The organism is Nocardioides cremeus (assembly GCF_030518195.1).
GTDB classification, from domain to species: Bacteria; Actinomycetota; Actinomycetes; order Propionibacteriales; family Nocardioidaceae; genus Nocardioides; species Nocardioides cremeus.
This window is the reverse complement of sequence record NZ_JAULSC010000004.1, coordinates 78131-98354: the sequence shown is the minus strand read 5'-3', so window position 1 is coordinate 98354 and position 20224 is coordinate 78131. Positions and strand designations below refer to the sequence as shown.

Sequence of the window (20224 nt, the reverse complement as noted above, 5' to 3'; positions counted from 1 at the left end):
GCGTGGCCACCAAGCGCGACCTCGTCGAGGCGCACGCCTTCAGCAGGAGGCGCCTGGTGACGGCGTTCGTCTCCGGCGCCCCCGGTGGCCGGGAGGTCGAGCCGGCCCGGCCGGGCCGCACCATCGTCGGCGGCATGGCGCTCGGCGTCCTGCTGGTGGCCGGTGCTGCGATCACGGGGGTCTTCACCGACAACCCCGCCACCGACTGGGACGAGCCGGGGCTGGTGATCAGCAAGGAGCAGGGCGCGGCGTACGTGATCCTCGACGAGGGGGCCGCGGGCGAGAACGACATGATCGACGGCCCCGGCAGCTCTGAGGGGCCCCTGCTGCGCCCGGTCCTCAACATCACCTCCGCTCACCTGATCCTCGGCGCCGAGGGCCTCCAGCCGCGGATCGTGTCGCAGGAGACCATCGAGACGCGCCCGCTGGGCGAGGACATCGGCATCCTCGACGCGCCGGCCCGTCTCGCCGGGGTCGGGTCCCTGGTCGAGACCGGCTGGAGCGCCTGCACCGGCGACGGGCTGGGCATCCGCACGCGGCTGGGCGAGAGCCCCGGGGTCACCGCCGCTCCCGGCACGGCCTTCCTGGTCAAGGTCGCGACCCGCAGCACCAGCGACCCGGCGTACTGGGTCGTGGCCACCGCCGAGCGCACCGGCCAGGAGACCGAGGCCTACCGCTACGCGCTCACGATGCCCGGCCGGTCGCAGCGCAACGCCTTCCTCGCCGCCCTCGACCTGCCGCTGCTCGACTCGGCGGCCAAGGTGCCCGGCGAGTGGCTGGCGCTCCTGCCGCGCGGCGCCGACCTCGACGCCGGCGGCTTCGACGTGCCCGACCTGGGCGACCCGCTGCCCGGCGGCGGGGGGCGCGTCGGCGACTACGTGGTCGACGAGGGCGGGGGCGGCTACCTGGTCACCGTCGACGGCGCCGAGCTGCTCGACGAGTTCGCCCTGCAGGTGCTGGCCGCCTCCGAGCTGCCCGGCGGCCGGCTGCCGCGCGAGCTGGCCGAGCTGCCCTCCGGCAGCGACGGCTCCTCCCTGGTCGCCGCCAACCGGTGGCCCGAGGACGTGCTCGACGACGAGCCGGGGGAGCACTGCGTCCTGCTGGAGGCCACGCCGGGGGAGGCCCCGCGGGCCCAGGTCGCGGTCGACCCCGTCGACGGCGCCGCGGCCGCGGGTCTCGACGCCGACGAGCGCGAGGTCGAGGTCGAGCCCGGCGGCGGCGCCTACGTGATGAGCGGCGGGTGGAGCGACGTCGAGAGCGACAGCCGCTGGGCCGTCGACCAGAAGGGCCGCGCCAACGCGCTGGTCGGCGCCGAGACGCCGACCCTGCTCGGTTACGGCGGGTACGCGCCGGTCCTGGTGCCCGACGCCTGGCTCGAGCTCTTCGAGACCGGCGTCGCGCTGTCGCAGGAGGCGGCGCTCTGCCCGCCCGACCGGGACCCGGGCTCCGGCGAGGGCTGCGCGTGAGCCGCCCGGCTGGTCCGTCGGCCCGCCGTCGGGCCGGTTGCCGGACCGCCGCGGCGGCAGCGTGCTGGGGCCTGGCCCTGCTCGCCCCGGCCGTGGGTGCGGTCGGCCCGGCCTCGGCGCTGCGCGCCGCCCCCGAGACCCGGTCGTGCACCGAGGTGGCCGCCGAGGACCCCGAGGTGGGGCCGTACGCCGCCCCGAGCCGGGCGCTGGAGGCGATGGGGGTCCCCGCGGCGCACGAGCTGCTGCGCCGCCGCGGCGTGGTCCCCGGCGAGGGCGTGACCGTCGCCGTGGTCGACAGCGGCATCGCGGCACGCGCCCGGCTGCCCGAGTCGCCCGGGGTGGCGGCGTACGGGCCGCGCAGCGCGCCGGTCGACCCGCACGGCACCATCGTCGCCGGGCTGGTCGCCGCGCCGCCGCGCCCCGACGGCGAGGCGGTGGGCGTGGCCCCGGGTGCTCGCCTCGTCGACGTGCGGGTGCTCGACGCGTTCGCCCCGCAGGAGGGGCAGGCCGGTCCGCTGTCGGTGCGGGTGGCCGAGGGGCTCGAGCACGTGCTCGACGAGGTGCGCCGGGCCGGCGGGTCCCGCCCCGTCGTCGACATCGTCAACGTCTCCGTCGCGGTGCCGCCCGAGCCGCGCATCGACGCGGCGGTCGAGGCGCTGTGGCGTGCGGGCGTGGTCGTCGTCGCCGAGTCCGGCGACCGGCCCGTCGACGAGGCCGACCCGCTGCCCGACGAGCTCGCAGCGGCCACTCCCGGCCAGGACGCCGCGGCGCGGGTGCACCCCGCGGGAGCAGGTGACGGTCGGGGCGAGCACGTGCTCGCGGTCAGCGCGGTCGCCGATGCCGGCTCGTCGACCGACGCCGTGCTGCCCAGCAGCGCCGTCGACGTCGCCGCCCCCACGACCAGCGGGGTGTCGGTGGGGCTCAACGGCGGCACCTGCGGCGTCGACCAGCTCTCCACCTCCTGGGCGGCCGCGCAGGTCACCGGTGTCGTCGCACTGCTGATGTCGGCCTACCCCGACGACACCCCCGAGGAGGTCCTCGACCGGCTGGTGCCCGCCGCCGACGGCCGCGCCGACGTCCGCTCGCCCACCCGCGGCGCCGGGGTGGTGCGCGCCGACGAGGCTCTCGCCCGGGGCCTGGGCGGTGCCGATCCCGGCGCCCCGAGGTCGGCGGGCACCGCCGAGCCCGCGACCGCCCCGACGCCCGAGCCCGACCTGCTCGCGACCGTGCGCGACGACGCCGTGTGGTGGGGCGTGCTCGGCGGTGGCGCGCTGCTGCTGGCGCTGGTGCTGCGCCCCGTCCTCGCCCGCCGCGACCCGGCCCGAACTTCGCGCTGACCCGGCCCGATCTGCGCGCTGACCCGGCCCGGACTTCGCGTCGACCCGGCCCGGATCGCCCCTGGACCGTGGAGCCAGCAGCCCGGGAGATCCAGGCCAGGCGGGCGAGAGACGGGCCGGGTCAGCGCGAGATACCGGCCGGGTGGGCGCGAGATAGGGGCCGGGTCGGCAATGCGAACGGCGCCGTCCCGGAGGGGGCGGCGCCGTTCGAGTGGCGGAGGATAGGGGATTCGAACCCCTGAGGGCGTTAACCCAACCCGCTTTCCAAGCGAGCGCCATAGGCCACTAGGCGAATCCTCCGCCGAGGAGCGTACCGGTGCCCCCGGGAGGCGGCGAAATCGCCCCGCCCGCCGTACGCCGCCGTCTCGCCCGGCCCGCGACCCCGGGGCGTCCGGAGGCCCGTCGCCCGGCTGCCGGGGCCGTCCCCGGGGTCCACCGGGCGCGGCGGGGCCCTCGTGTTGGAGGCCCCCGGCACCCTCGCCTACACTCGGGCCAACCCCCCGTGTGGCGACATCTTGCCCAACTCCCCCAGGGCCGAGAGGCAGCAAGGGTCAGCGAGCTCTGTCGGGTGCGCGGGGGGCCTTTTCATGCCCGGGTGGCGGTGGCCGGAGCGGCGTCCTCCCCAGGCCCCCTCCTGGCGATGGCCAGTGTCGGACCCGCTGGTTAGGGTCGTGGTGTGGAGTCCCCCCTCGCCCTGTACCGCCGCTACCGGCCCGAGACGTTCTCGGAGGTCATCGGGCAGGACCACGTCACCGAGCCGCTGCGTGCCGCGCTCGCCAACAACCGGGTCAACCACGCCTATCTCTTCTCCGGGCCTCGTGGTTGTGGCAAGACCACCTCGGCGCGGGTCCTGGCGCGCGCACTGAACTGCGAGCAGGCGCCGGTCGCCGACCCCTGCGGCGAGTGCGACAGCTGCCGCGACCTTGCCCGCGGCGGGCCGGGCTCGATCGACGTGATCGAGATCGACGCGGCCAGCCACGGTGGCGTCGACGACGCCCGTGACCTGCGCGAGAAGGCGTTCTTCGCGCCGGTGCGCAGCCGCTACAAGGTCTACATCATCGACGAGGCCCACATGGTCACGACGCAGGGCTTCAACGCCCTGCTCAAGCTCGTCGAGGAGCCGCCGCCCCACCTGCGGTTCATCTTCGCGACCACCGAGCCCGACAAGGTGCTGCCGACCATCCGCTCGCGCACCCACCACTACCCGTTCCGGCTGATCCCGCCGCGGCTGCTGTCGTCGTACCTCTCCGAGCTCTGCGAGCTCGAGGGCGTGCCGATCGAGCAGGCCGCGCTGCCGCTGGTGGTGCGCGCCGGGGCCGGCTCGGCGCGCGACACCCTGTCGGTGCTCGACCAGCTGCTCGGCGGCGCCGGGGGAGACGGCGTCACCCACGCCCTGGCGACGGGGCTGCTGGGCTACACGCCCGACTCGCTGCTCGACGAGGTCGTCGACGCGTTCGCCGCCGGTGACGGCGCCGCGGTGTTCGGGGTGGTCGACAAGGTCATCGAGACCGGCCAGGACCCGCGCCGCTTCACCGAGGACCTGCTGCGCCGGCTGCGTGACCTGGTCATCGTGGCCGCCGTGCCCGACGCCCCGGCCACGGGTCTGATCGACGTCAGCGAGGACGCCGGCGAGCGACTGGTGGCCCAGGCCGCGCGCTTCGGCGCGGCCGAGCTGACCCGCGCCGCCGACCACGTCGCCGCCGGCCTGACCGAGATGCGGGGCGCGACGGCGCCCCGGCTGCTGCTCGAGCTGATCTGCGCGCGGGTGCTGCTGCCGGGCGCGGACCACTCCACCGACGGGCTGACCGCCCGCCTCGACCGCATCGAGAAGCGGATGTCGGTCTCGGGGCTGCCGGCCACCGCGCCCGCACGCCCGCAGACCCACGTGCCGGCGCAGGACCGTCCGGCACCGGCCTCGTCGACCCGGGCGCCCGACCAGGTCGCCGAGGCGCCCGCCGGCGCCGCGGTCGCGCCGTCCGCGACGGCCCCGCACGCCGAGCCCGCGCCCGAGCCGGTCCCCGCCCCCCACCAGCCCGCTCCCCAGCCGCCGGCCCAGCACGAGCAGGCCCCGCGCCAGCAGGCCCCGCAGCAGGCTCCCCAACAGCCGGCCCAGCCGGCCCAGTCGGCCCAGCGTGCCCCGGAGCCGTCGCAGCAGCAGCAGTCGCCGCCACCGGCTGCACCCGCGACGCCCGAGCCCGCCGCCGGCGCGTTGAGCCTGGTCGAGGTACGCCGGCTGTGGCCCGACATCGTCGAGGCCACCAAGGTGCGGCGCCGGGTGACCTGGATCCACCTGACCCAGAACGCGCAGGTGGTCGCGGTCGACGCCAAGACGCTCACGCTCGGCTTCGCCAACGCCGGTGCCCGCGACTCCTTCGACGGCAACGGCAGCGCCGAGGTCGTGCGCCAGGCCGCGATCGACGTGGTGGGCTCCGACTGGCGCATCGAGACGATCGTCGACCCGGGCGCCTCGCCCGACTCGGCGCCGGTGCTCCGTCAGCCTGCCGCACCGTCCGCGCCCCTGGAGCAGCCCGCCCCGCCCGCCCAGCCTGTGCAGTCCACCTCCCAGCAGGACGCACCGCCGGTCCGGTCCGAGCAGCCCCCGGCCACGCCCGAGGCACCGACGCCGCAGGCACCCGCGCCGGAGCGACCGCCGGCCTGGATCGACGAGCCGCCCCCCGACGACGACCCGGGCGAGCCCGGACCGCCCCCGACCGACGAGCAGCCGGCTGCCGCGTCCCAGCGGCCCCAGGCCGGGCCCGGGTCGATCGCCGCGGCCCGCGGCGCGATCCAGCAGACCCGGGTGGGAGGCGTCGACGTCTCGCGCTCCGACGACCTGCGCGCCGCCGACGCCGACGCCCACCCCGACGACCTCGACGCCGACGACGACGCCCTCGGCGGCGCCGCGCTGCTCGAGCGCGAGCTCGGGGCGCGGGTCATCGAGGAGATCCGGCACCAGTGAGCACGGCACCGGCCGGGCGCACCCGCCGGGTGAGCGAGCAGACGTCACACTGAGCACGTCCCCGCACCACCTGTTCCAGCACCACTCCCAGTTCCACTCCAGCAACACTCCAGCTCCACGACACCCAGAGGTGACCCCCATGAGCCAGAACCCCTTCGAGTCGCTCGGCGGCGCAGGCGGCGGTCTCGACATGAACGCGCTGCTGCAGCAGGCCCAGCAGATGCAGGAGCAGCTCCAGCAGGCCCAGGAGCGCCTCGCCGAGGCCGAGGTCGAGGGCACCGTCGCCGGCGGCGCGGTGACCGTGCGCGTCAACGGCGTCGGCGAGCTCGTCGGTGTCGACATCAAGGCCGGCGGCTTCGACGGCAGCGACGCCGACGACCTCGACGACCTCGGCGACATGATCGTCGCGGCCTACCGCGACGCCAAGGCGCAGGCCGACACGATGGCGGGCGAGGCCCTGGGCCCGCTGGCCGGTGGCGGCATGCCCGGCGGCGGCGCTCCGGGCGGCCTGCCCGGGCAGCTCGGCTTCTAGGGCGCGACCTTGTACGAAGGCGTCGTCCAGGACCTCATCGACGAGCTCGGGCGGCTGCCCGGGGTCGGGCCGAAGAGCGCCCAGCGCATCGCGTTCCACCTGCTGCAGGCCGACCCGGTCGACGTACGCCGCCTGGCCGACGTGCTGCTCGAGGTCAAGGCGAAGGTGAAGTTCTGCTCGGTGTGCTTCAACGTCTCCGAGGACGAGCAGTGCCGCATCTGTCGTGACCCGCGCCGCGACCCGGCGGTGCTGTGCGTGGTCGAGGAGTACAAGGACGTCGTGGCCATCGAGCGCACCCGCGAGTACCGAGGTCGCTACCACGTCCTCGGGGGTGCGATCAGCCCGATCGACGGCATCGGCCCCGACCAGCTGCGCATCCGCGAGCTGATGACCCGCCTGGCCGACGGCGTGGTCACCGAGGTCATCCTGGCCACCGACCCCAACCTCGAGGGCGAGGCCACCGCGACCTACCTCACCCGGATGCTGAAGGTGATGGACTTGCGCGTGACCCGGTTGGCGAGTGGACTGCCGGTGGGCGGGGACCTCGAGTACGCCGACGAGGTGACCCTCGGACGGGCGTTCGCGGGAAGGCGGGCAGCGGAATGACCAGCACCAGCAGCGGCACGGACGACGTGCACGAGACGACCGGCGAGCCCGACGGCGGACTCGCCGAGGCCCTGGTCGAGGCGTTGGCGCTCGACGCCGAGACCGAGGAGTTCGCCCAGCAGATCGCCGACCAGGTGGCCAGCTTCCTGCTCGCGCTGCGCGCGATCGCCAAGGAGGCCGACGGCGGCCGGGCGATCTCGCTGCTGCTCCTGGAGATCAGCCAGGTGCTGCTGGCCGGCGCCCGGCTGGGCGCCCAGCAGGACTTCACGCCGCACTCGCGCTACCAGCCCGACGTGGGGCCCGAGCCCGATCTCGACGAGCTGCGGATGCGTCTGGCGCAGATGCTCGACAACATCGACACCTACAGCTTCGTCTTCGACCCCTACGTGCCCGAGGTCGTCGAGAGCCAGCTCTCCGACGACCTGGCCGCGATCGCGACCGACCTCGACACGGGGCTGCGCCACTTCCGCGACGGCAACGTCGGCGAGGCGCTGTGGTGGTGGCAGTTCTCCTACGTCTCCTCGTGGGGCAACCTCGCCGGCGCAGCCCTCAACGCGCTGCTCTCGGTGGTGGCCCACGACCGGCTCGACGTCGACGTCGACCTCGACGCCGACCAGGTCGCGGCCGCCGACGCGCTGCTCACCGACCAGCCCTGAGACGTCGGTGCGGTGAGATGGGGCCGGGGTCGCTGCACCGGCCCCGGTAGACTCCGACCCCGGTCATCGTGGGCCCGCGGCCCACGCCCCTCGCATCCGGAACGGGAAGTTTGTCGTGGGCATTGTCGTCCAGAAGTACGGCGGTTCGTCGGTCGCCGACGCCGCCGCGGTCAAGCGGGTCGCGCGCCGCATCGTCGAGGCCAAGAAGGCCGGCAACGACGTCGTCGTGGCCGTCTCGGCGATGGGTGACACGACCGACGACCTGCTCGAGAAGGCGCAGGCGGTCAGCCCGCTACCGCCGGCGCGTGAGCTCGACATGCTGCTCACCGCGGGGGAGCGGATCTCCATGGCGCTGGTGGCGATGGCCATCAGCGACCTCGGCTACAGCGCCCGCTCCTTCACCGGCTCCCAGGCCGGCGTGATCACCGACTCGGTGCACGGCAAGGCCAAGATCATCGACGTCACCCCGGGCCGCATCCGCACCGCCATCGACGAGGGCCACATCGTCATCGTCGCCGGCTTCCAGGGCGTCTCGCAGGACACCAAGGAGATCACCACCCTGGGGCGCGGCGGCACCGACACCACCGCGGTCGCGCTGGCGGCGGCCCTCGAGGCCGACGTCTGCGAGATCTACACCGACGTCGACGGCGTCTTCACCGCCGACCCGCGCATCGTCCCCAGCGCCCGCAAGCTCGACCGCGTCACCTACGAGGAGATGCTCGAGCTTGCCGCCAGCGGCGCCAAGATCCTGCACCTGCGCTGCGTGGAGTACGCGCGCCGCTTCGACATCCCGATCCACGTCCGTTCCTCGTTCAGCCAGCTCGACGGCACCATCGTGTCGGGCAGCATCGAGGACCCCGCGCCCGAGGAGGGCACCATGGAGCAAGCCATCATCGCCGGCGTCGCGCACGACCGCAGCGAGGCCAAGATCACCGTCACCGGTGTGCCCGACAAGGTCGGCGAGGCGGCGCGCATCTTCGCCGCGCTCGCCGAGGCCCAGATCAACCTCGACATGATCGTGCAGAACGTGTCGGCGGCCTCGACCAACCTCACCGACATCTCCTTCACCCTGCCGCGCACCGACGGCCAGACCGCGATGACGACGCTGGCCGGGCTGCAGCAGCAGATCGGCTTCGAGTCGCTGCTCTACGACGACAAGGTCGGCAAGGTCTCGCTGATCGGCGCGGGCATGCGCAGCCACCCGGGCGTGACGGCCAAGTTCTTCTCGGCCATCGCCCAGGCCGGGGTCAACCTCGGCATGATCTCCACCTCCGAGATCCGCATCAGCGTCGTGGTCGCCGACGAGGACGTCGACGCCGCGGTGGCTGCGACCCACACGGCGTTCGACCTCGACGCCGACGAGGTCGAGGCGGTCGTGTACGGCGGGACCGGCCGATGAGCGGGCTGCGCATCGGCGTGGTCGGCGCCACCGGACAGGTGGGCGTCGCCATGCGCCAGATCCTGGCCGAGCGCGACTTCCCGGTCGAGGAGATCCGCTTCTTCGCCTCGGCGCGGTCGGCCGGCAAGGTGCTCGACTTCCGCGGCACCGAGGTCGTGGTGGAGGACTCCGAGACCGCCGACCCCGCCGGTCTCGACATCGCGCTGTTCTCCGCCGGGGCCACCGCGTCGCGTGCGCTGGTGCCCCGCTTCGTCGAGGCCGGCGTCATCGTGGTCGACAACTCCAGCGCCTTCCGCAAGGACCCCGAGATCCCGCTCGTGGTCGCCGAGGTGAACCCCGAGGCGGCCGCCGCGGTGATCGAGGCGGGCCGCGGCATCATCGCGAACCCCAACTGCACCACGATGGCCGCGATGCCGGTGCTCAAGCCGCTGCACGACGAGGCCGGGCTGGTGCGGATGATCGCGTCGACCTACCAGGCCGTCTCGGGCTCCGGCGTCGCCGGCGTCGAGGAGCTCGCCGGGCAGGTCGAGGCGGCGGGCGAGAAGGCCCGCGAGCTGGCCTACGACGGCGAGGCCGTCGACTTCGGCGAGCCGGGCGTCTACCGGCGCACCATCGCCCACAACGTGCTGCCCTTCGCCGGCAACCTGGTCGACGACGGCCTCGGTGAGACCGACGAGGAGCAGAAGCTGCGCAACGAGTCGCGCAAGATCCTGGGGCTGCCCGAGCTGGCCGTCTCGGGCATCTGCGTGCGGGTGCCGGTCTTCACCGGGCACTCGTTGGCCCTCAACATCGAGTTCGCCTCGCCCCTGGGCGTCGAGCGCGCCACAGAGCTGCTGGAGGCTGCGCCGGGCGTCGAGCTCAGCGAGATCCCCACGCCGCTGCAGGCCGCCGGCAAGGACCCGTCGTACGTCGGTCGCATCCGCGCCGACGAGGGCGTGCCCGGCGGTCGCGGGCTCGCGCTCTTCATCTCGAACGACAACCTGCGCAAGGGTGCCGCGCTGAACACCGTGCAGATCGCCGAGCTGGTCGCCGCGGCCCGCTGAGGGCCGGGCCGCGACCCCGGTCGCGACCCCGCCCGAGCCCGGTCGACGTGTCAGTCGCGGGCGGGCTCGACCACCGCAGTGGTGACCCAGTGCGAGAGCACGAACGCGCCGATGCTGACCAGCGGGATGACGACCGCCATCCACGGTGACATCAGCGCGTCGATCAGGAACAGCAGCGCCACCACGCACAGCAGGCCGACCGCCAGGAAGGCCGTGCTGGTGGGGTCGGGCGCTCCGGCCGCGCGCAGCATCGCGCCGCCCAGGACCACCATGGCCACCATGATGGCCAGCAGCAGGAAGAAACCGGGGTTGCCGCAGGAGGGAGTGCCCTGCAGCACCTCGCACAGGCGCAGCGAGAGCCAGGTCAGCGCGACGACCAGCACCCCGACGACGGCGCCGGTGGCGGCGGCTGCGCTGCGTCCGTGCAGCCCGAGGAGGCTCGAGAACGGCGAGCGGCTGCGGGCAGCCGGCTGGTCGGGCTGGGCGTCGTGCTCGACGGCGGGCGGCTCGTCCGCGGCCACCTCGTCGACGAAGAGGGGTGCGCCCGCGGTCTCGGCCGTCCGCGTCGTCTCGACTGGCTGTGCGGCTGGCTGTGCTGCCGGCTGTGCGGCCGGGGTGGGGCGGCGTACGGGCTCGCGGGAGGCCGGCGGGGGAGGCGGTGCGGGAGCCGGCGTGGGCTCGGGGACCGGGTCGGGCTCGGGCTCCGGTGTGGGCTCGACGTCGGGCAGCGGCTCCGGCTCGACGACCGGCACGGTCGCGGTGGCGTCGTCGGTGTCGTCGGTGGTCGTCTCGTCAGCGCCCTGCTGCTTCTTGCGGCGCCACCGGCCGAGCCCGAGCGAGGGCGCCTCCAGGGACGGGCTGTCCGCGGAGCGGTCGTCGTCTGCCATGCGCGCATTCTGTCACGCGCACCCCGGCGGGCGGCCCGTGCGCGGCGCGGACGCCTCGGTGCGGCCCCGACATGACAACAGCCGGGCCCACTCTCGTGGGCCCGGCTGCTCGATGCCGGGAACATCGGATCTGTCGGGCTGACAGGATTTGAACCTGCGGCCTCCTCGTCCCGAACGAGGCGCGCTACCAAGCTGCGCCACAGCCCGATCCATGGGTCCAGCCGAGGCTGACCCCACAAGCACCGGAGCATACCGGAGCGCCGAGGAGCACCCCAATCGGGCCCCCGGACCCCGTCACCGCCCGCGCGGCACCAGGGTGAGCAGGGTGGCCTCGGGCCGGCAGGCCGTGCGCACCTGGGCGTAGGGGCTGGTGCCGAGGCCGGCGCTGACGTGCAGCCACGCCGATCCGGGGTCGCCGGGGGCGGACGCGGCGGGGTGGCGGTGCAGACCCCGGGCCCGTGCCGGGTCGAGGTCGCAGTTGGTGGTCAGCGCCCGCCCGCCCGGCAGGCACACCTGGCCGCCGTGGGTGTGCCCGGCGAGGATCGCGTCGTGCCCGTCGGCGGCGAACTGGTCGAGCACCCGCAGGTAGGGCGCGTGCGCGACGGCCAGGCGTACGTCGGCGGACGGGTCGGCCGGTCCGGCGACCGCGCCCAGGTCGTCGTACTCCAGGTGCGGGTCGTCGACGCCGACGAAGGCCAGGTCGAGCCCGCCGACCTGCAGCCGGCCGCGGGTGTTGGTCAGGTCGAGCCAGCCGTGCTCGGTGAAGGTCGCGCTCAGGTCGCGCCAGGGCAGCTGCGGCACGTCGGTGTGGCGGGTGCCGTCGTCGGGCAGCACGTAGCGGAACGGGTTGCGCAGCCGCGGCTCGAAGTAGTCGTTGGAGCCGTGCACGAACACGCCGGGCACGTCGAGCAGCGGCCCGAACGAGTCGGTGACGAAGGGGACCGCGCCCTGGTGGGCGAGGTTGTCGCCGGTGTCGACCACCAGGTCGGGGCGCAGCGTGGCGAGCCCCGCCAGCCACTCCTGCTTGCGGCGCTGTCGCGGGGTCATGTGCACGTCGCTGAGGTGCAGCACCCGCAGCGGGTCGGCGCCGGGCGGCAGCAGCGGCACCTCGACGCGCCGCAGCACGAACTGCCGGGTCTCGCGCACGGCGTACGCCGTCACGGCGGCGCCGCCGAGCGTCGCGGCCCCGAGGAGGGCAGCGCTGCCACGGGCCAGAAGCGGGGGGAGGCTCACCAGCACAGGCTGTCACAATGTCGGTCATGAGCACCCTCAAGGACCAGCTGCGCGCCGACCTGACCACCGCCATGAAGGCCCGCGACCAGGTCCGCTCCTCGACCCTGCGGATGGTGCTCGCCGCGGTCGCGAACGCCGAGGTCGCCGGCAAGACCGCCCGCGAGCTCTCCGACGACGAGGTCGTCACCGTCCTGGGTGCCGAGGCGAAGAAGCGCCGCGAGGCCGCGGCCGCCTTCGACGAGGGCGGGCGCGAGGAGAGCGCCGCCAAGGAGCGGGCCGAGGCCGAGGTGATCGCGGTCTACCTGCCCGAGCAGCTCGACGACGCCGAGATCGAGCGGATCGTCGCTGCCGCCGTCGAGTCGACCGGGGCGGCCGGCGAGGGCATGAAGGCCATGGGCAAGGTGATGGGCGTGGTGCAGCCCCAGGTCAAGGGGCGCGCCGACGGCGCGGCCGTGGCCGCCGAGGTGCGTCGACAGCTGGGCTGAGGCCCCCGCCCGCCCGGCCGGAGATCCTGGCCGGGTCGGGGCGAAGTTGGGGCCGGGTCAGCGGGAAGTTGGGGCCGGGTCAGCGGCGGCCGTTGCCGCCGCCGCCTGCGTTGCCACCGCCGTTGTTGCCGCCGCCACCGCCGTTGCCACCGCCGCCGTTGTTGCCGCCGCCACCACCGTTGCCGCCGCCACCACCGTTGCCGCCGCCGCCGTTGCCACCGCCGCCGTTGTTGCTGGGCGGGGGAGGCGGCGGGGGTGCGGGGGTGCCGTTGGAGAGGTAGAGCGTGATCTGCGAGCCCGAGGGCGCGGTGCCGCTGGGCGAGGAGTAGGCGACGGTGCCCGAGGAGTACGACGAGTTCACGTAGCCGCCGTTGCTGACGCCGAAGCCGGCGTCCTCGAGGACCTGGGTGGCCCCGCCGAGGGTCATCCCGCTCACCGACGGCACCGAGACCGTGACGCCGTTGACGACGGTGGCGTCCGGTGAGGTGAACGCGGTGTTCGGCAGCTGGTCGTCGACCGCCTTCATCGCGTCGCCCCAGATCGGGCCGGCGTAGCCGGAGCCGGAGGCCGCGGAGATGAAGCGACCACCGACGGTCTGGCCGGTCAGGGTGATCGGCGTGCCCGCCTGGTTGGCGCCGGCGATCATCGCTGCGGCGGCCATCTCGGGGGTGTAGCCCACGAACCAGACCGAGCGGCCGTTCTGGGTGGTGCCGGTCTTGCCGGCGGCCGGGCTGTCGAGCGCCTCGGCCTGGGCGAAGCCGCCCGGCTCGATGACGCCGCGCAGGATGTCGCTGACGGCGTCGGCCGTCGAGGTCTTCAGCACCTGGCGGCACTTGGCGGGGTACTGCTTGAGCACGTTGCCGTTGGCGTCCTCGATCGAGGTCACCGGCCGCGAGGCGCAGTGCGTGCCGCGGGCGGCGAACGTCGCGTACGCCTCGGCCATCTCGAGCGGGCTCACGCTGGCCACGCCGAGCGGGAACGAGGGCACCATCTCGTTGTTCTTGTCGGTCAGCCGCACACCCATCTTCTTGGCCAGCCGGTAGGGCTGGCACAGACCGGTGCGCTGCGCGAGCTGGATGAAGAAGGTGTTCACCGACAGCTGGGTGCCCTGGTAGAGGTCGAAGGTGCCCGAGCTGGTGGAGTTGCTGACCGGGTAGGTGTCGGTCGACTGGTAGTTCTTGCCGCCACAGACCCCGAACGAGCTCTGGGCGACCTCGATCTCCTCGGGGCTGTTGATCTGGGTGTTGAGCGGGATGCCCTGCTCGATCGCCGCGGCCAGCACGAACGTCTTGAACGTCGAGCCGGGCTGGAAGCCGCCGGAGTCGCCGTACTTCCGGGGCACCACGTAGTTGAGGTAGGTCTGGCCCGGGCCGTCGCCGACGGGGCGCGACTGCGCGATCGCGCGCACCTGGCCGGTGCCGGGCTCGACCATCGCGAGGCCGCCGATGGCCTGGTCGGTGGGGTTCACGGCGTTGCGGACCGCGGCGTCGGCGGCGTCCTGGAAGTCCTGGTCGAGGGTGGTGCGGATGGTCAGGCCGCCCGACTCGAGCAGCGCGCGGCGCTCCTTCTTGTTCTGGCCCAGCGCCGGGTCGGTGACCAGGTAGCGCAGCACGTAGTCGCAGAAGAACGGGGCGGCGGTGAAGACGCACCCGTCGGAGGTCTTCTGGACCTTCAGGCCCAGGGGCTTGTCCTTGAGCCGCTCGGCGCGCTTCTCCTTGAGCACCCCGAGCTCGGAGAGCCGCTGCAGCACCACGTTGCGCCGCTCGGTGGCCCGCTCGGGGTTGTCGACCGGGTCGTAGCCCACGGGGTTGCGCACCAGGCCGGCCAGCAGCGCCGACTGCTGCATGTCGAGCTGGTTGGCGTTGACGCTGAAGAAGTGCTGGGCGGCGGCCTGGATGCCGTAGGCACCGTCGCCGAAGTAGGCGATGTTGAGGTAGCGCTCGAGGATCCAGTCCTTGGAGTGGCGCTGCTCCATGGCCACCGCGTAGCGCAGCTCCTTGAGCTTGCGGGCGTACGTCGGCGCGGTCGCGGCCTCGCGCTCCTCGTCGGTCTTGGCCTGGATCACCAGCGTCTGCTTGACCAGCTGCTGGGTGATCGAGGAGCCGCCCTGCACGTCGTCACCCTGCGCCTGGTTGGTCACGAAGGCGCGCAGGGTGCCCCGCACGTCGAGCGCGCCGTGCTCGTAGTAGCGGGCGTCCTCGATGCCGACGATGGCCTTGACCATCTTGCGCGAGACCTGGGCCAGCGGGACCTCGACCCGGTTCTGGTCGTAGAGCGTGGCCAGGGTGTTGCCGTCGACGTCGAGGATGGTGGTCTTCTGCGCCAGCGCCTCGGTCTCGAGCTCGGCGGGCAGCTGGTCCATGGTGTCGGCGAGGTTGCGTGCGCCGATGCCCACGACGCCCGCGAAAGGGATCGCGAGGCCCGCGACGACCACGCCCAGCACTGCTGAGATCGCGACCATCACGGCGAGGTGGGAAGCGACACGGCTGGCAGGACGAGACGCGGGCATGGCGCCCAGCGTACGGGAGCACGGCACACCGATCTCATCGTCGAGGGGCGAACCGTACCGCTCGCGGGCCGTCGAGGGGCGAGAACACCACGTCGTCCGGTGGCGCACCCCAGTGAGCCTGACCACATCGGTCTAGTCATTTCGGGCCATGTCCTTTGGGTCGAAATGACCTGTCCCCCGGGGTGTCGTGGCCCTTTACTGAGAGGCAGGGACATGAGAGCGACGTCGGTGTCGGCCCCCAGGGGACGCAACGGGGCCCACCGGCGCACGCTCTCGCGACAAGGATGTGGGGACTCGTCATGTGGGTTGAAGACTGGACACCGCGCGCTGCCTGCCGGGCTGCGCAGCCGGATCAGCTGTTCGTGCGCGGAGCGGAGCAGAACAAGGCCAAGCAGGTCTGCCAGGGCTGCCCGGTGCGCACCGAGTGCCTCGCCGAGGCGCTCGACAACCAGATCGAGTGGGGCGTGTGGGGTGGGATGACCGAGCGCGAGCGTCGGGCGCTGCTGCGCCGCCGCCCGGCCGCGTCGTGGCGCTCGGTGCTCGAGAACGCGCGCACCCGCGGCGCGGTCGAGGCCGAGCCGGTCCGCGCTCGCTGACCAGCTGCTGACCTGCTGCTGAGCCCTTGCCGGGCGCGGTGGCGGGGCGACCCGCCACCGCTCAGCCGGTGGCGGGGGCGCTGCCCAGCAGGTCGCCGATGCGGCGCAGCCCGTCGAGGTCGTGCACGTCGCCGGCCAGTGCCGGCACGGTCGTGGTCGGCACGTCGGGGTGCGCGGCCGCGAAGCGCGCCCGCAGCCCGGCCTCGCGCTGCACCAGTCGCACCCGGTCGGCGTGCAGCCGCAGCAGCCCGGCCCCCAGCTCGTGGTCGCCACGGGTGCGCAGCCGCTGCGCCGCGGCCATCGCCTCGTCGGCGTCGAGGTCGTCGTACGCCGCCGGGCTGGCGCGGTTGACCACGAGCCCGGCCAGCGGCATCCGGTCACCGCGCAGCCGCTCCACGAAGTAGGCCGCCTCGCGCAGCGCGTCGGGCTCGGGGGCGGCGACCACCACGAACGCGGTGCCCTCGGCCTGCAGCAGGGCGTAGGTGCGCTGCGCCCGCTGCCGGAAGCCGCCGAAGACGGTGTCGAGCGCGGCCACGAAGGTCTGCAGGTCGGTGAGGACCTGTGCGCCCAGGATCTTGATCAGCGCCCCGGTCACCAGCCCCAGCCCCGCCGTGACCAGGCGCGCCGGACCGCGGGCCGGCGCCAGCATCAGCCGGATGAACCGCCCGTCGAGGAAGCTGGAGAGCCGCTCGGGCGCGTCGAGGAAGTCCAGCGCCGAGCGGGAGGGCGGGGTGTCCACGACGATCAGGTCGTAGGTGCCGTCGCGGCGCGCGGCGGCGTCGATCTGGCCCAGCTTCTCCATCGCCATGTACTCCTGGGTGCCGGCGAACGAGCTCGACAGGGCGATGTAGAAGGGGTTCTCCAGGATCTGGCGGGCCTTCTCGGGGGTGGCCTGGCTCTCCACCACCTCGTCGAAGGTGCGCTTCATGTCGAGCATCATCGCGTCGAGGCCGCCCGGGCCCTCGACGCCGGCCACCGGCCGGGGCGTGTTGTCGAGCTCCTCGATGCCCATCGACTGCGCGAGCCGGCGGGCCGGGTCGATGGTCAGCACCACCACGGAGCGGCCCCGCTCGGCGGCGCGCAGCGCCAGTGCCGCCGAGGTGGTGGTCTTGCCCACGCCGCCGGAGCCGGTGCAGACGATGATCCGCGTCGCCGGGTCGTCGATGAGGGCGTCGACGTCGAGGTCGGGCGCCGGCGACGGGTGGGCGGCGAGCGGTCCGACGCGCGGTCGGGAGCGGTCGCCGCGGCGGGTGCTGGTGCCCTGGGTCATCGGAGCCCCTGTTCGTCGAGGGTGGCGGCGAGGTCGTAGAGCCCTCCGAGGTCGACACCGCCGGCCAGCCGCGGCAGCTCGACGACGGGCACGTCGAAGTCGGCGACCAACCGGCGCTGCGCGTCCTCCAGGGCCCGCCGCTCGGCGTGGTCGCGGGCCTCGGCCACCAGCCCGTCGAGCAGGGCGTCGGTGACCTCGATGCCGGCAGACTCCAGGTCGGCGCCCAGCCGGCTCCGGTCGAGCCGGCCGGCGAGCGCGTCGGCCAGGTCGTCGGGCGCCACGTCCTGGGGGCGCACCTGGTTGACCACGACCGCCCCGACCGGCAGTCCCGCCTCGCGCAGCTGGGCGATCCCGTCGGCCGTCTCCTGCACCGGCATCTCCTCGAGCACCGTGACCAGGTGCACGGCGGTGCGCGGGGAGCGGAAGAGCGTCATCATCGTGTCGGACTGGGCCCGGATCGGGCCGACCTTGGCCAGCCCGGCGAGCTCGTCGCTGACGTTGAGGAACTGGGTGATCCGCCCGGTGGGCGGGGCGTCGAGCACCACGGCGTCGTACTGCACGGCGCCCTTGTTGCGGCTGTTGCGCTGCACGGCCTCGTAGACCTTGCCCGTGAGCAGGACGTCGCGCACGCCGGGGGCGATGGTGGTGGCGAACTCGATGACCCCGAAGCGGTCGAGGGCTCGCCCGGCCCGGCCGAGCTTGTAGTAGAGCGCCAGGTACTCCAGCAGCGCCGCCTCGGGGTCGATGTGCAGCGCGTGCACCGTGCCAGGCCTGCCCTGGGTGCTGCCGGCGCCGGGACCGGCCAGACCGGTGGCGATGCGGCGCTCGGCGTAGGGCAGCGGGTCGACGTCGAACATCCGGGCGATGCCCTGGCGGCCCTCGACCTCGCAGAGCAGCACCTGGCGGCCCTCGGCGGCCAGCGCCAGGGCCAGGGAGGCGGCGACGGTGGACTTGCCGGTACCGCCCTTGCCCGTCACCACGTGCAGCTGCACCTCGGACCAGTCGGTACGTCTCACGGCCCCGAGCCTAGTGCGCCCCCTCGCACCCCGCCGGGTGGTCGCGCACCACCCGCAGGTGTGACGAGAAGGGCGGACGGCCGGTAACGTAGTCGGTTGCTCCCGCGCCGACCTCGGGGTCCGGCAGGCCCCCCCAGGGCCCCGCGGTGGGTACGCCCGACCGAGCACGACCGACTCAGAGTGATCCCGACCGAGAGGCAGTCATGACGTCCAGCCCGCCCACAGACCGACCCGCTCATCCGGACGAGCCGGCACCCGACGCGCCCAACCGCGCCGAGGCGGCCACGCGACGCCGGTTCCCGATGGCCGCTCCCCGCGTCTTCATCCCCGCCGCCGTGATCCTGGTGGTCTTCTCCACGATCGCCGCGATCTTCCCCGACCGGATGGGCGAGCTGCTGCAGAAGGCCAACAGCACCGTCGTCATCGACCTCGGCTGGTGGTACGTGCTCGTGGTGACGTCGTTCGTCGCCTTCTCCTTCTGGATGGCGCTCTCGCCGATGGGCTCGATCGTCCTCGGCAAGGACGACGAGGACCCCGAGTTCGGGCTCAAGTCGTGGTTCGCGATGCTCTTCGCGGCCGGCATGGGCATCGGCCTGGTCTTCTGGGGCGTCGCCGAGCCGCTGAACCACCTGGCCACCCCGCCGCCGGGCACCGACGTCGCCGGCGGGCCCGACCAGGTCGCGCGCACCGCGATGGACACCACCTTCCTGCACTGGGGCCTGCACGCCTGGGCCATCTACGTGGTCGTGGGCCTCGCGATCGCCTACGCCGTGCACCGCAAGGGCCGCCCGATCTCGATCCGCTGGGCCCTCGAGCCGCTGCTCGGCAAGCGCATCCTCGGCTTCTGGGGTGACGTCGTCGACGTCGTCGCCATCGTCGGCACCCTCTTCGGTGTCGCCACCTCGCTCGGCTTCGGTGTCAAGCAGGTCGGCGCCGGCCTGAGCTTCCTCGGCGTCGTCGACGAGGCCAGCACCCCGCTGCTGGTCCTGCTGATCGCCATCATCACCGGCATCGCGCTGGTCTCCGTCGTGACCGGCGTCGACAAGGGCATCCGCTACCTGTCGAACATCAACATGGGCGTCGCCGCCGGCCTGCTGGCCGCCGTGCTGCTGCTGGGCCCGACGGTCTTCCTGCTCAGCGACTTCGTGACCCAGATCGGGTCCTACCTGCAGAACTTCCTCAAGCTCTCCTTCGACGTGCGCCCCTTCCAGGGCGAGGCCGGGCAGAGCTGGCTCTCGGGCTGGACCACCTACTACTGGGGCTGGTGGATGAGCTGGGCGCCGTTCGTCGGCGTCTTCATCGCGCGCATCTCGCGCGGTCGCACCGTGCGCGAGTTCGTGCTCGGCGTGCTGCTGGTGCCGACCATGGTCACCTTCCTGTGGTTCTCGGTGCTCGGTGGCACGGCCATCTGGACCGAGATGTTCGGTGGCGGCGGACTGATCGGCGAGGAGGGCGTGAGCACCGACCTGGCGCTCTTCCAGATGCTCGACACCCTGCCCCTGGGCACCCTGCTCAGCGTGGTCGCGATCTTCCTGATCGTGGTCTTCTTCGTGACCAGCTCCGACTCGGGCTCGTTCGTGGTCGACATGCTCGCCGAGGGCGGCGACCCGAACCCGCCGGTGTGGAGCCGTGCGTTCTGGGCCGGCATGGAGGGCGTCGTCGCCGCCGTGCTGCTGATGGCCGGCGCGGGCGGGCTCGCGGCGCTGCAGACCAGCGCCATCCTGGTCGCGGCACCCTTCAGCATCATCATGGTGCTGCTGATGATCGCCACCGCGAGGGCGCTGCTGGCCGAGAACCGGGTCATCCAGCGCAAGAAGCGCAAGTGGCTGGCCACGCAGATCGCCGACGAGGTGACCGAGGGCCTGCAGGACAGCGGCACCATCCCGGCGGTCGAGGACTCCTCGACCACCACGAAGCGCCGCCGCTGACCCCAGCACGACCCAGCACCACCCAGCACCACCAGACACGGCCCCCGGCCGCGCACCTCGCGCGGTCGGGGCCGTGTCGTCGTACGACGCCTCCTCGGGGGGCGGTGGGGGCGCTGTCGCGGCGAGTAGGGTGCGGCCCATGACGACGTGGGAATACCAGGTGGCGCCGATTCCGCTCCACAACGAGGCCCTGATGCTCAACAACTTCGGCCAGGACGGCTGGGAGCTGGTGACCATCCAGACCAACGCGCAGGGCGGCCTCGTGGCCTTCCTCAAGCGCCCGGCCCAGGGCTGAGGAGCGG

17 protein-coding genes, 2 tRNA genes and 1 other RNA gene are annotated in these 20224 nt (G+C 73.6%); 13 read left to right on the top strand and 7 right to left on the bottom strand.

Annotation, left to right across the window (positions count from 1 at the left end):
• The first annotated feature begins 2 nt into the window (after positions 1-2).
• Together QWJ41_RS06155 and QWJ41_RS06150 are read left to right on the top strand one after the other, a co-directional pair.
• Complete coding sequence (locus tag QWJ41_RS06155; protein ID WP_302706528.1) at positions 3-1466, top strand: type VII secretion protein EccB; 1464 nt, start codon at positions 3-5, stop codon at positions 1464-1466.
• Positions 1463-2803, top strand: a complete 1341-nt coding sequence (locus QWJ41_RS06150) for a S8 family serine peptidase (protein ID WP_302706527.1) — start codon at positions 1463-1465, stop codon at positions 2801-2803. The genes QWJ41_RS06155 and QWJ41_RS06150 overlap by 4 nt, the downstream gene beginning before the upstream one ends.
• A gap of 212 nt (positions 2804-3015) precedes the next feature.
• Here QWJ41_RS06150 and QWJ41_RS06145 read toward each other — a convergent pair.
• A tRNA-Ser gene (locus tag QWJ41_RS06145) sits at positions 3016-3103 on the bottom strand.
• Between the two features lie 194 nt (positions 3104-3297).
• Between QWJ41_RS06145 and ffs the strand changes: the two genes are divergently transcribed.
• From ffs to QWJ41_RS06110, 7 genes are all read left to right on the top strand, one after another.
• Positions 3298-3388, top strand: an RNA gene (gene ffs / locus QWJ41_RS06140) — signal recognition particle sRNA small type.
• Between the two features lie 91 nt (positions 3389-3479).
• A complete protein-coding gene (locus QWJ41_RS06135; protein WP_302706526.1) occupies positions 3480-5762 on the top strand; it encodes a DNA polymerase III subunit gamma and tau in 2283 nt (760 codons plus the stop codon).
• 139 nt (positions 5763-5901) lie between these two features.
• Positions 5902-6294 (top strand): YbaB/EbfC family nucleoid-associated protein, encoded by a 393-nt coding sequence (locus QWJ41_RS06130; RefSeq protein WP_302706524.1) that lies wholly within the window; start codon positions 5902-5904, stop codon positions 6292-6294.
• Between the two features lie 9 nt (positions 6295-6303).
• On the top strand, positions 6304-6900 hold the full coding sequence (gene recR / locus QWJ41_RS06125) for a recombination mediator RecR (RefSeq protein ID WP_193669700.1): 597 nt from the start codon (positions 6304-6306) through the stop codon (positions 6898-6900).
• Positions 6897-7556 carry a DUF5063 domain-containing protein gene (locus QWJ41_RS06120; protein ID WP_302706521.1) on the top strand — a complete coding sequence of 220 codons (660 nt, stop codon included), beginning with the start codon at positions 6897-6899 and terminating at the stop codon, positions 7554-7556. Before recR ends, QWJ41_RS06120 begins: the two co-directional genes overlap by 4 nt.
• Positions 7557-7671: 115 nt before the next feature.
• The gene (locus QWJ41_RS06115; RefSeq protein WP_302706519.1) at positions 7672-8955 is read left to right on the top strand and encodes an aspartate kinase; all 1284 of its coding nucleotides are present in this window, start codon (positions 7672-7674) and stop codon (positions 8953-8955) included.
• Positions 8952-9998, top strand: a complete 1047-nt coding sequence (locus QWJ41_RS06110; protein WP_302706493.1) for an aspartate-semialdehyde dehydrogenase — start codon at positions 8952-8954, stop codon at positions 9996-9998. Before QWJ41_RS06115 ends, QWJ41_RS06110 begins: the two co-directional genes overlap by 4 nt.
• Before the next feature lie 50 nt (positions 9999-10048).
• Here the strand turns inward: QWJ41_RS06110 and QWJ41_RS06105 are convergent, their stop codons facing one another.
• The 3 genes from QWJ41_RS06105 to QWJ41_RS06095 all read right to left on the bottom strand — a co-directional run bounded on the left by QWJ41_RS06105 (position 10049) and on the right by QWJ41_RS06095 (position 12118).
• Entirely contained in the window at positions 10049-10885 is an 837-nt protein-coding gene (locus QWJ41_RS06105) for a hypothetical protein (protein WP_302706491.1), read from the bottom strand.
• A gap of 133 nt (positions 10886-11018) precedes the next feature.
• Positions 11019-11092: transfer RNA gene (locus QWJ41_RS06100), tRNA-Pro, on the bottom strand.
• 87 nt (positions 11093-11179) lie between these two features.
• Entirely contained in the window at positions 11180-12118 is a 939-nt protein-coding gene (locus tag QWJ41_RS06095) for a metallophosphoesterase (protein WP_302706490.1), read from the bottom strand.
• 26 nt (positions 12119-12144) lie between these two features.
• Here QWJ41_RS06095 and QWJ41_RS06090 point away from each other — a divergent pair, with 26 nt between their 5' ends.
• Positions 12145-12603 (top strand): GatB/YqeY domain-containing protein, encoded by a 459-nt coding sequence (locus QWJ41_RS06090; protein ID WP_302706488.1) that lies wholly within the window; start codon positions 12145-12147, stop codon positions 12601-12603.
• A 79-nt stretch (positions 12604-12682) separates the two neighbouring features.
• Here QWJ41_RS06090 and QWJ41_RS06085 read toward each other — a convergent pair whose 3' ends face one another.
• Entirely contained in the window at positions 12683-15112 is a 2430-nt protein-coding gene (locus tag QWJ41_RS06085; protein ID WP_302706486.1) for a transglycosylase domain-containing protein, read from the bottom strand.
• Between the two features lie 299 nt (positions 15113-15411).
• Between QWJ41_RS06085 and QWJ41_RS06080 the strand changes: the two genes are divergently transcribed.
• Positions 15412-15708 carry a WhiB family transcriptional regulator gene (locus tag QWJ41_RS06080; protein WP_302706484.1) on the top strand — a complete coding sequence of 99 codons (297 nt, stop codon included), beginning with the start codon at positions 15412-15414 and terminating at the stop codon, positions 15706-15708.
• Between the two features lie 61 nt (positions 15709-15769).
• Here QWJ41_RS06080 and bagB read toward each other — a convergent pair whose 3' ends face one another.
• The gene (gene bagB, locus QWJ41_RS06075; protein ID WP_302706482.1) at positions 15770-16978 is read right to left on the bottom strand and encodes an ArsA family ATPase; all 1209 of its coding nucleotides are present in this window, start codon (positions 16976-16978) and stop codon (positions 15770-15772) included.
• On the bottom strand, positions 16975-17994 hold the full coding sequence (gene bagA, locus QWJ41_RS06070; RefSeq protein WP_302706480.1) for an ATPase BagA: 1020 nt from the start codon (positions 17992-17994) through the stop codon (positions 16975-16977). Before bagA ends, bagB begins: the two co-directional genes overlap by 4 nt.
• Before the next feature lie 203 nt (positions 17995-18197).
• Here bagA and QWJ41_RS06065 point away from each other — a divergent pair, with 203 nt between their 5' ends.
• On the top strand, positions 18198-19922 hold the full coding sequence (locus QWJ41_RS06065; protein ID WP_302706478.1) for a BCCT family transporter: 1725 nt from the start codon (positions 18198-18200) through the stop codon (positions 19920-19922).
• Positions 19923-20061: 139 nt separating this feature from the next.
• Positions 20062-20217 carry a Sp36 family protein gene (sp36, locus tag QWJ41_RS06060; protein WP_193669691.1) on the top strand — a complete coding sequence of 52 codons (156 nt, stop codon included), beginning with the start codon at positions 20062-20064 and terminating at the stop codon, positions 20215-20217.
• Positions 20218-20224: the final 7 nt, after the last annotated feature.

Bases quoted from the DNA above. Each gene is read 5' to 3' on its own strand.
- QWJ41_RS06105 (WP_302706491.1), bottom strand. From the start codon at position 10,885: ATGGCAGACGACGACCGCTCCGCGGACAGCCCGTCCCTGGAGGCGCCC.
- QWJ41_RS06080 (WP_302706484.1), top strand. From the start codon at position 15,412: ATGTGGGTTGAAGACTGGACACCGCGCGCTGCCTGCCGGGCTGCGCAG.
- QWJ41_RS06085 (WP_302706486.1), bottom strand. From the start codon at position 15,112: ATGCCCGCGTCTCGTCCTGCCAGCCGTGTCGCTTCCCACCTCGCCGTG.
- QWJ41_RS06130 (WP_302706524.1), top strand. From the start codon at position 5,902: ATGAGCCAGAACCCCTTCGAGTCGCTCGGCGGCGCAGGCGGCGGTCTC.
- sp36 (WP_193669691.1), top strand. From the start codon at position 20,062: ATGACGACGTGGGAATACCAGGTGGCGCCGATTCCGCTCCACAACGAG.
- QWJ41_RS06065 (WP_302706478.1), top strand. From the start codon at position 18,198: ATGACGTCCAGCCCGCCCACAGACCGACCCGCTCATCCGGACGAGCCG.
- QWJ41_RS06120 (WP_302706521.1), top strand. From the start codon at position 6,897: ATGACCAGCACCAGCAGCGGCACGGACGACGTGCACGAGACGACCGGC.
- QWJ41_RS06090 (WP_302706488.1), top strand. From the start codon at position 12,145: ATGAGCACCCTCAAGGACCAGCTGCGCGCCGACCTGACCACCGCCATG.
- QWJ41_RS06110 (WP_302706493.1), top strand. From the start codon at position 8,952: ATGAGCGGGCTGCGCATCGGCGTGGTCGGCGCCACCGGACAGGTGGGC.
- bagB (WP_302706482.1), bottom strand. From the start codon at position 16,978: ATGACCCAGGGCACCAGCACCCGCCGCGGCGACCGCTCCCGACCGCGC.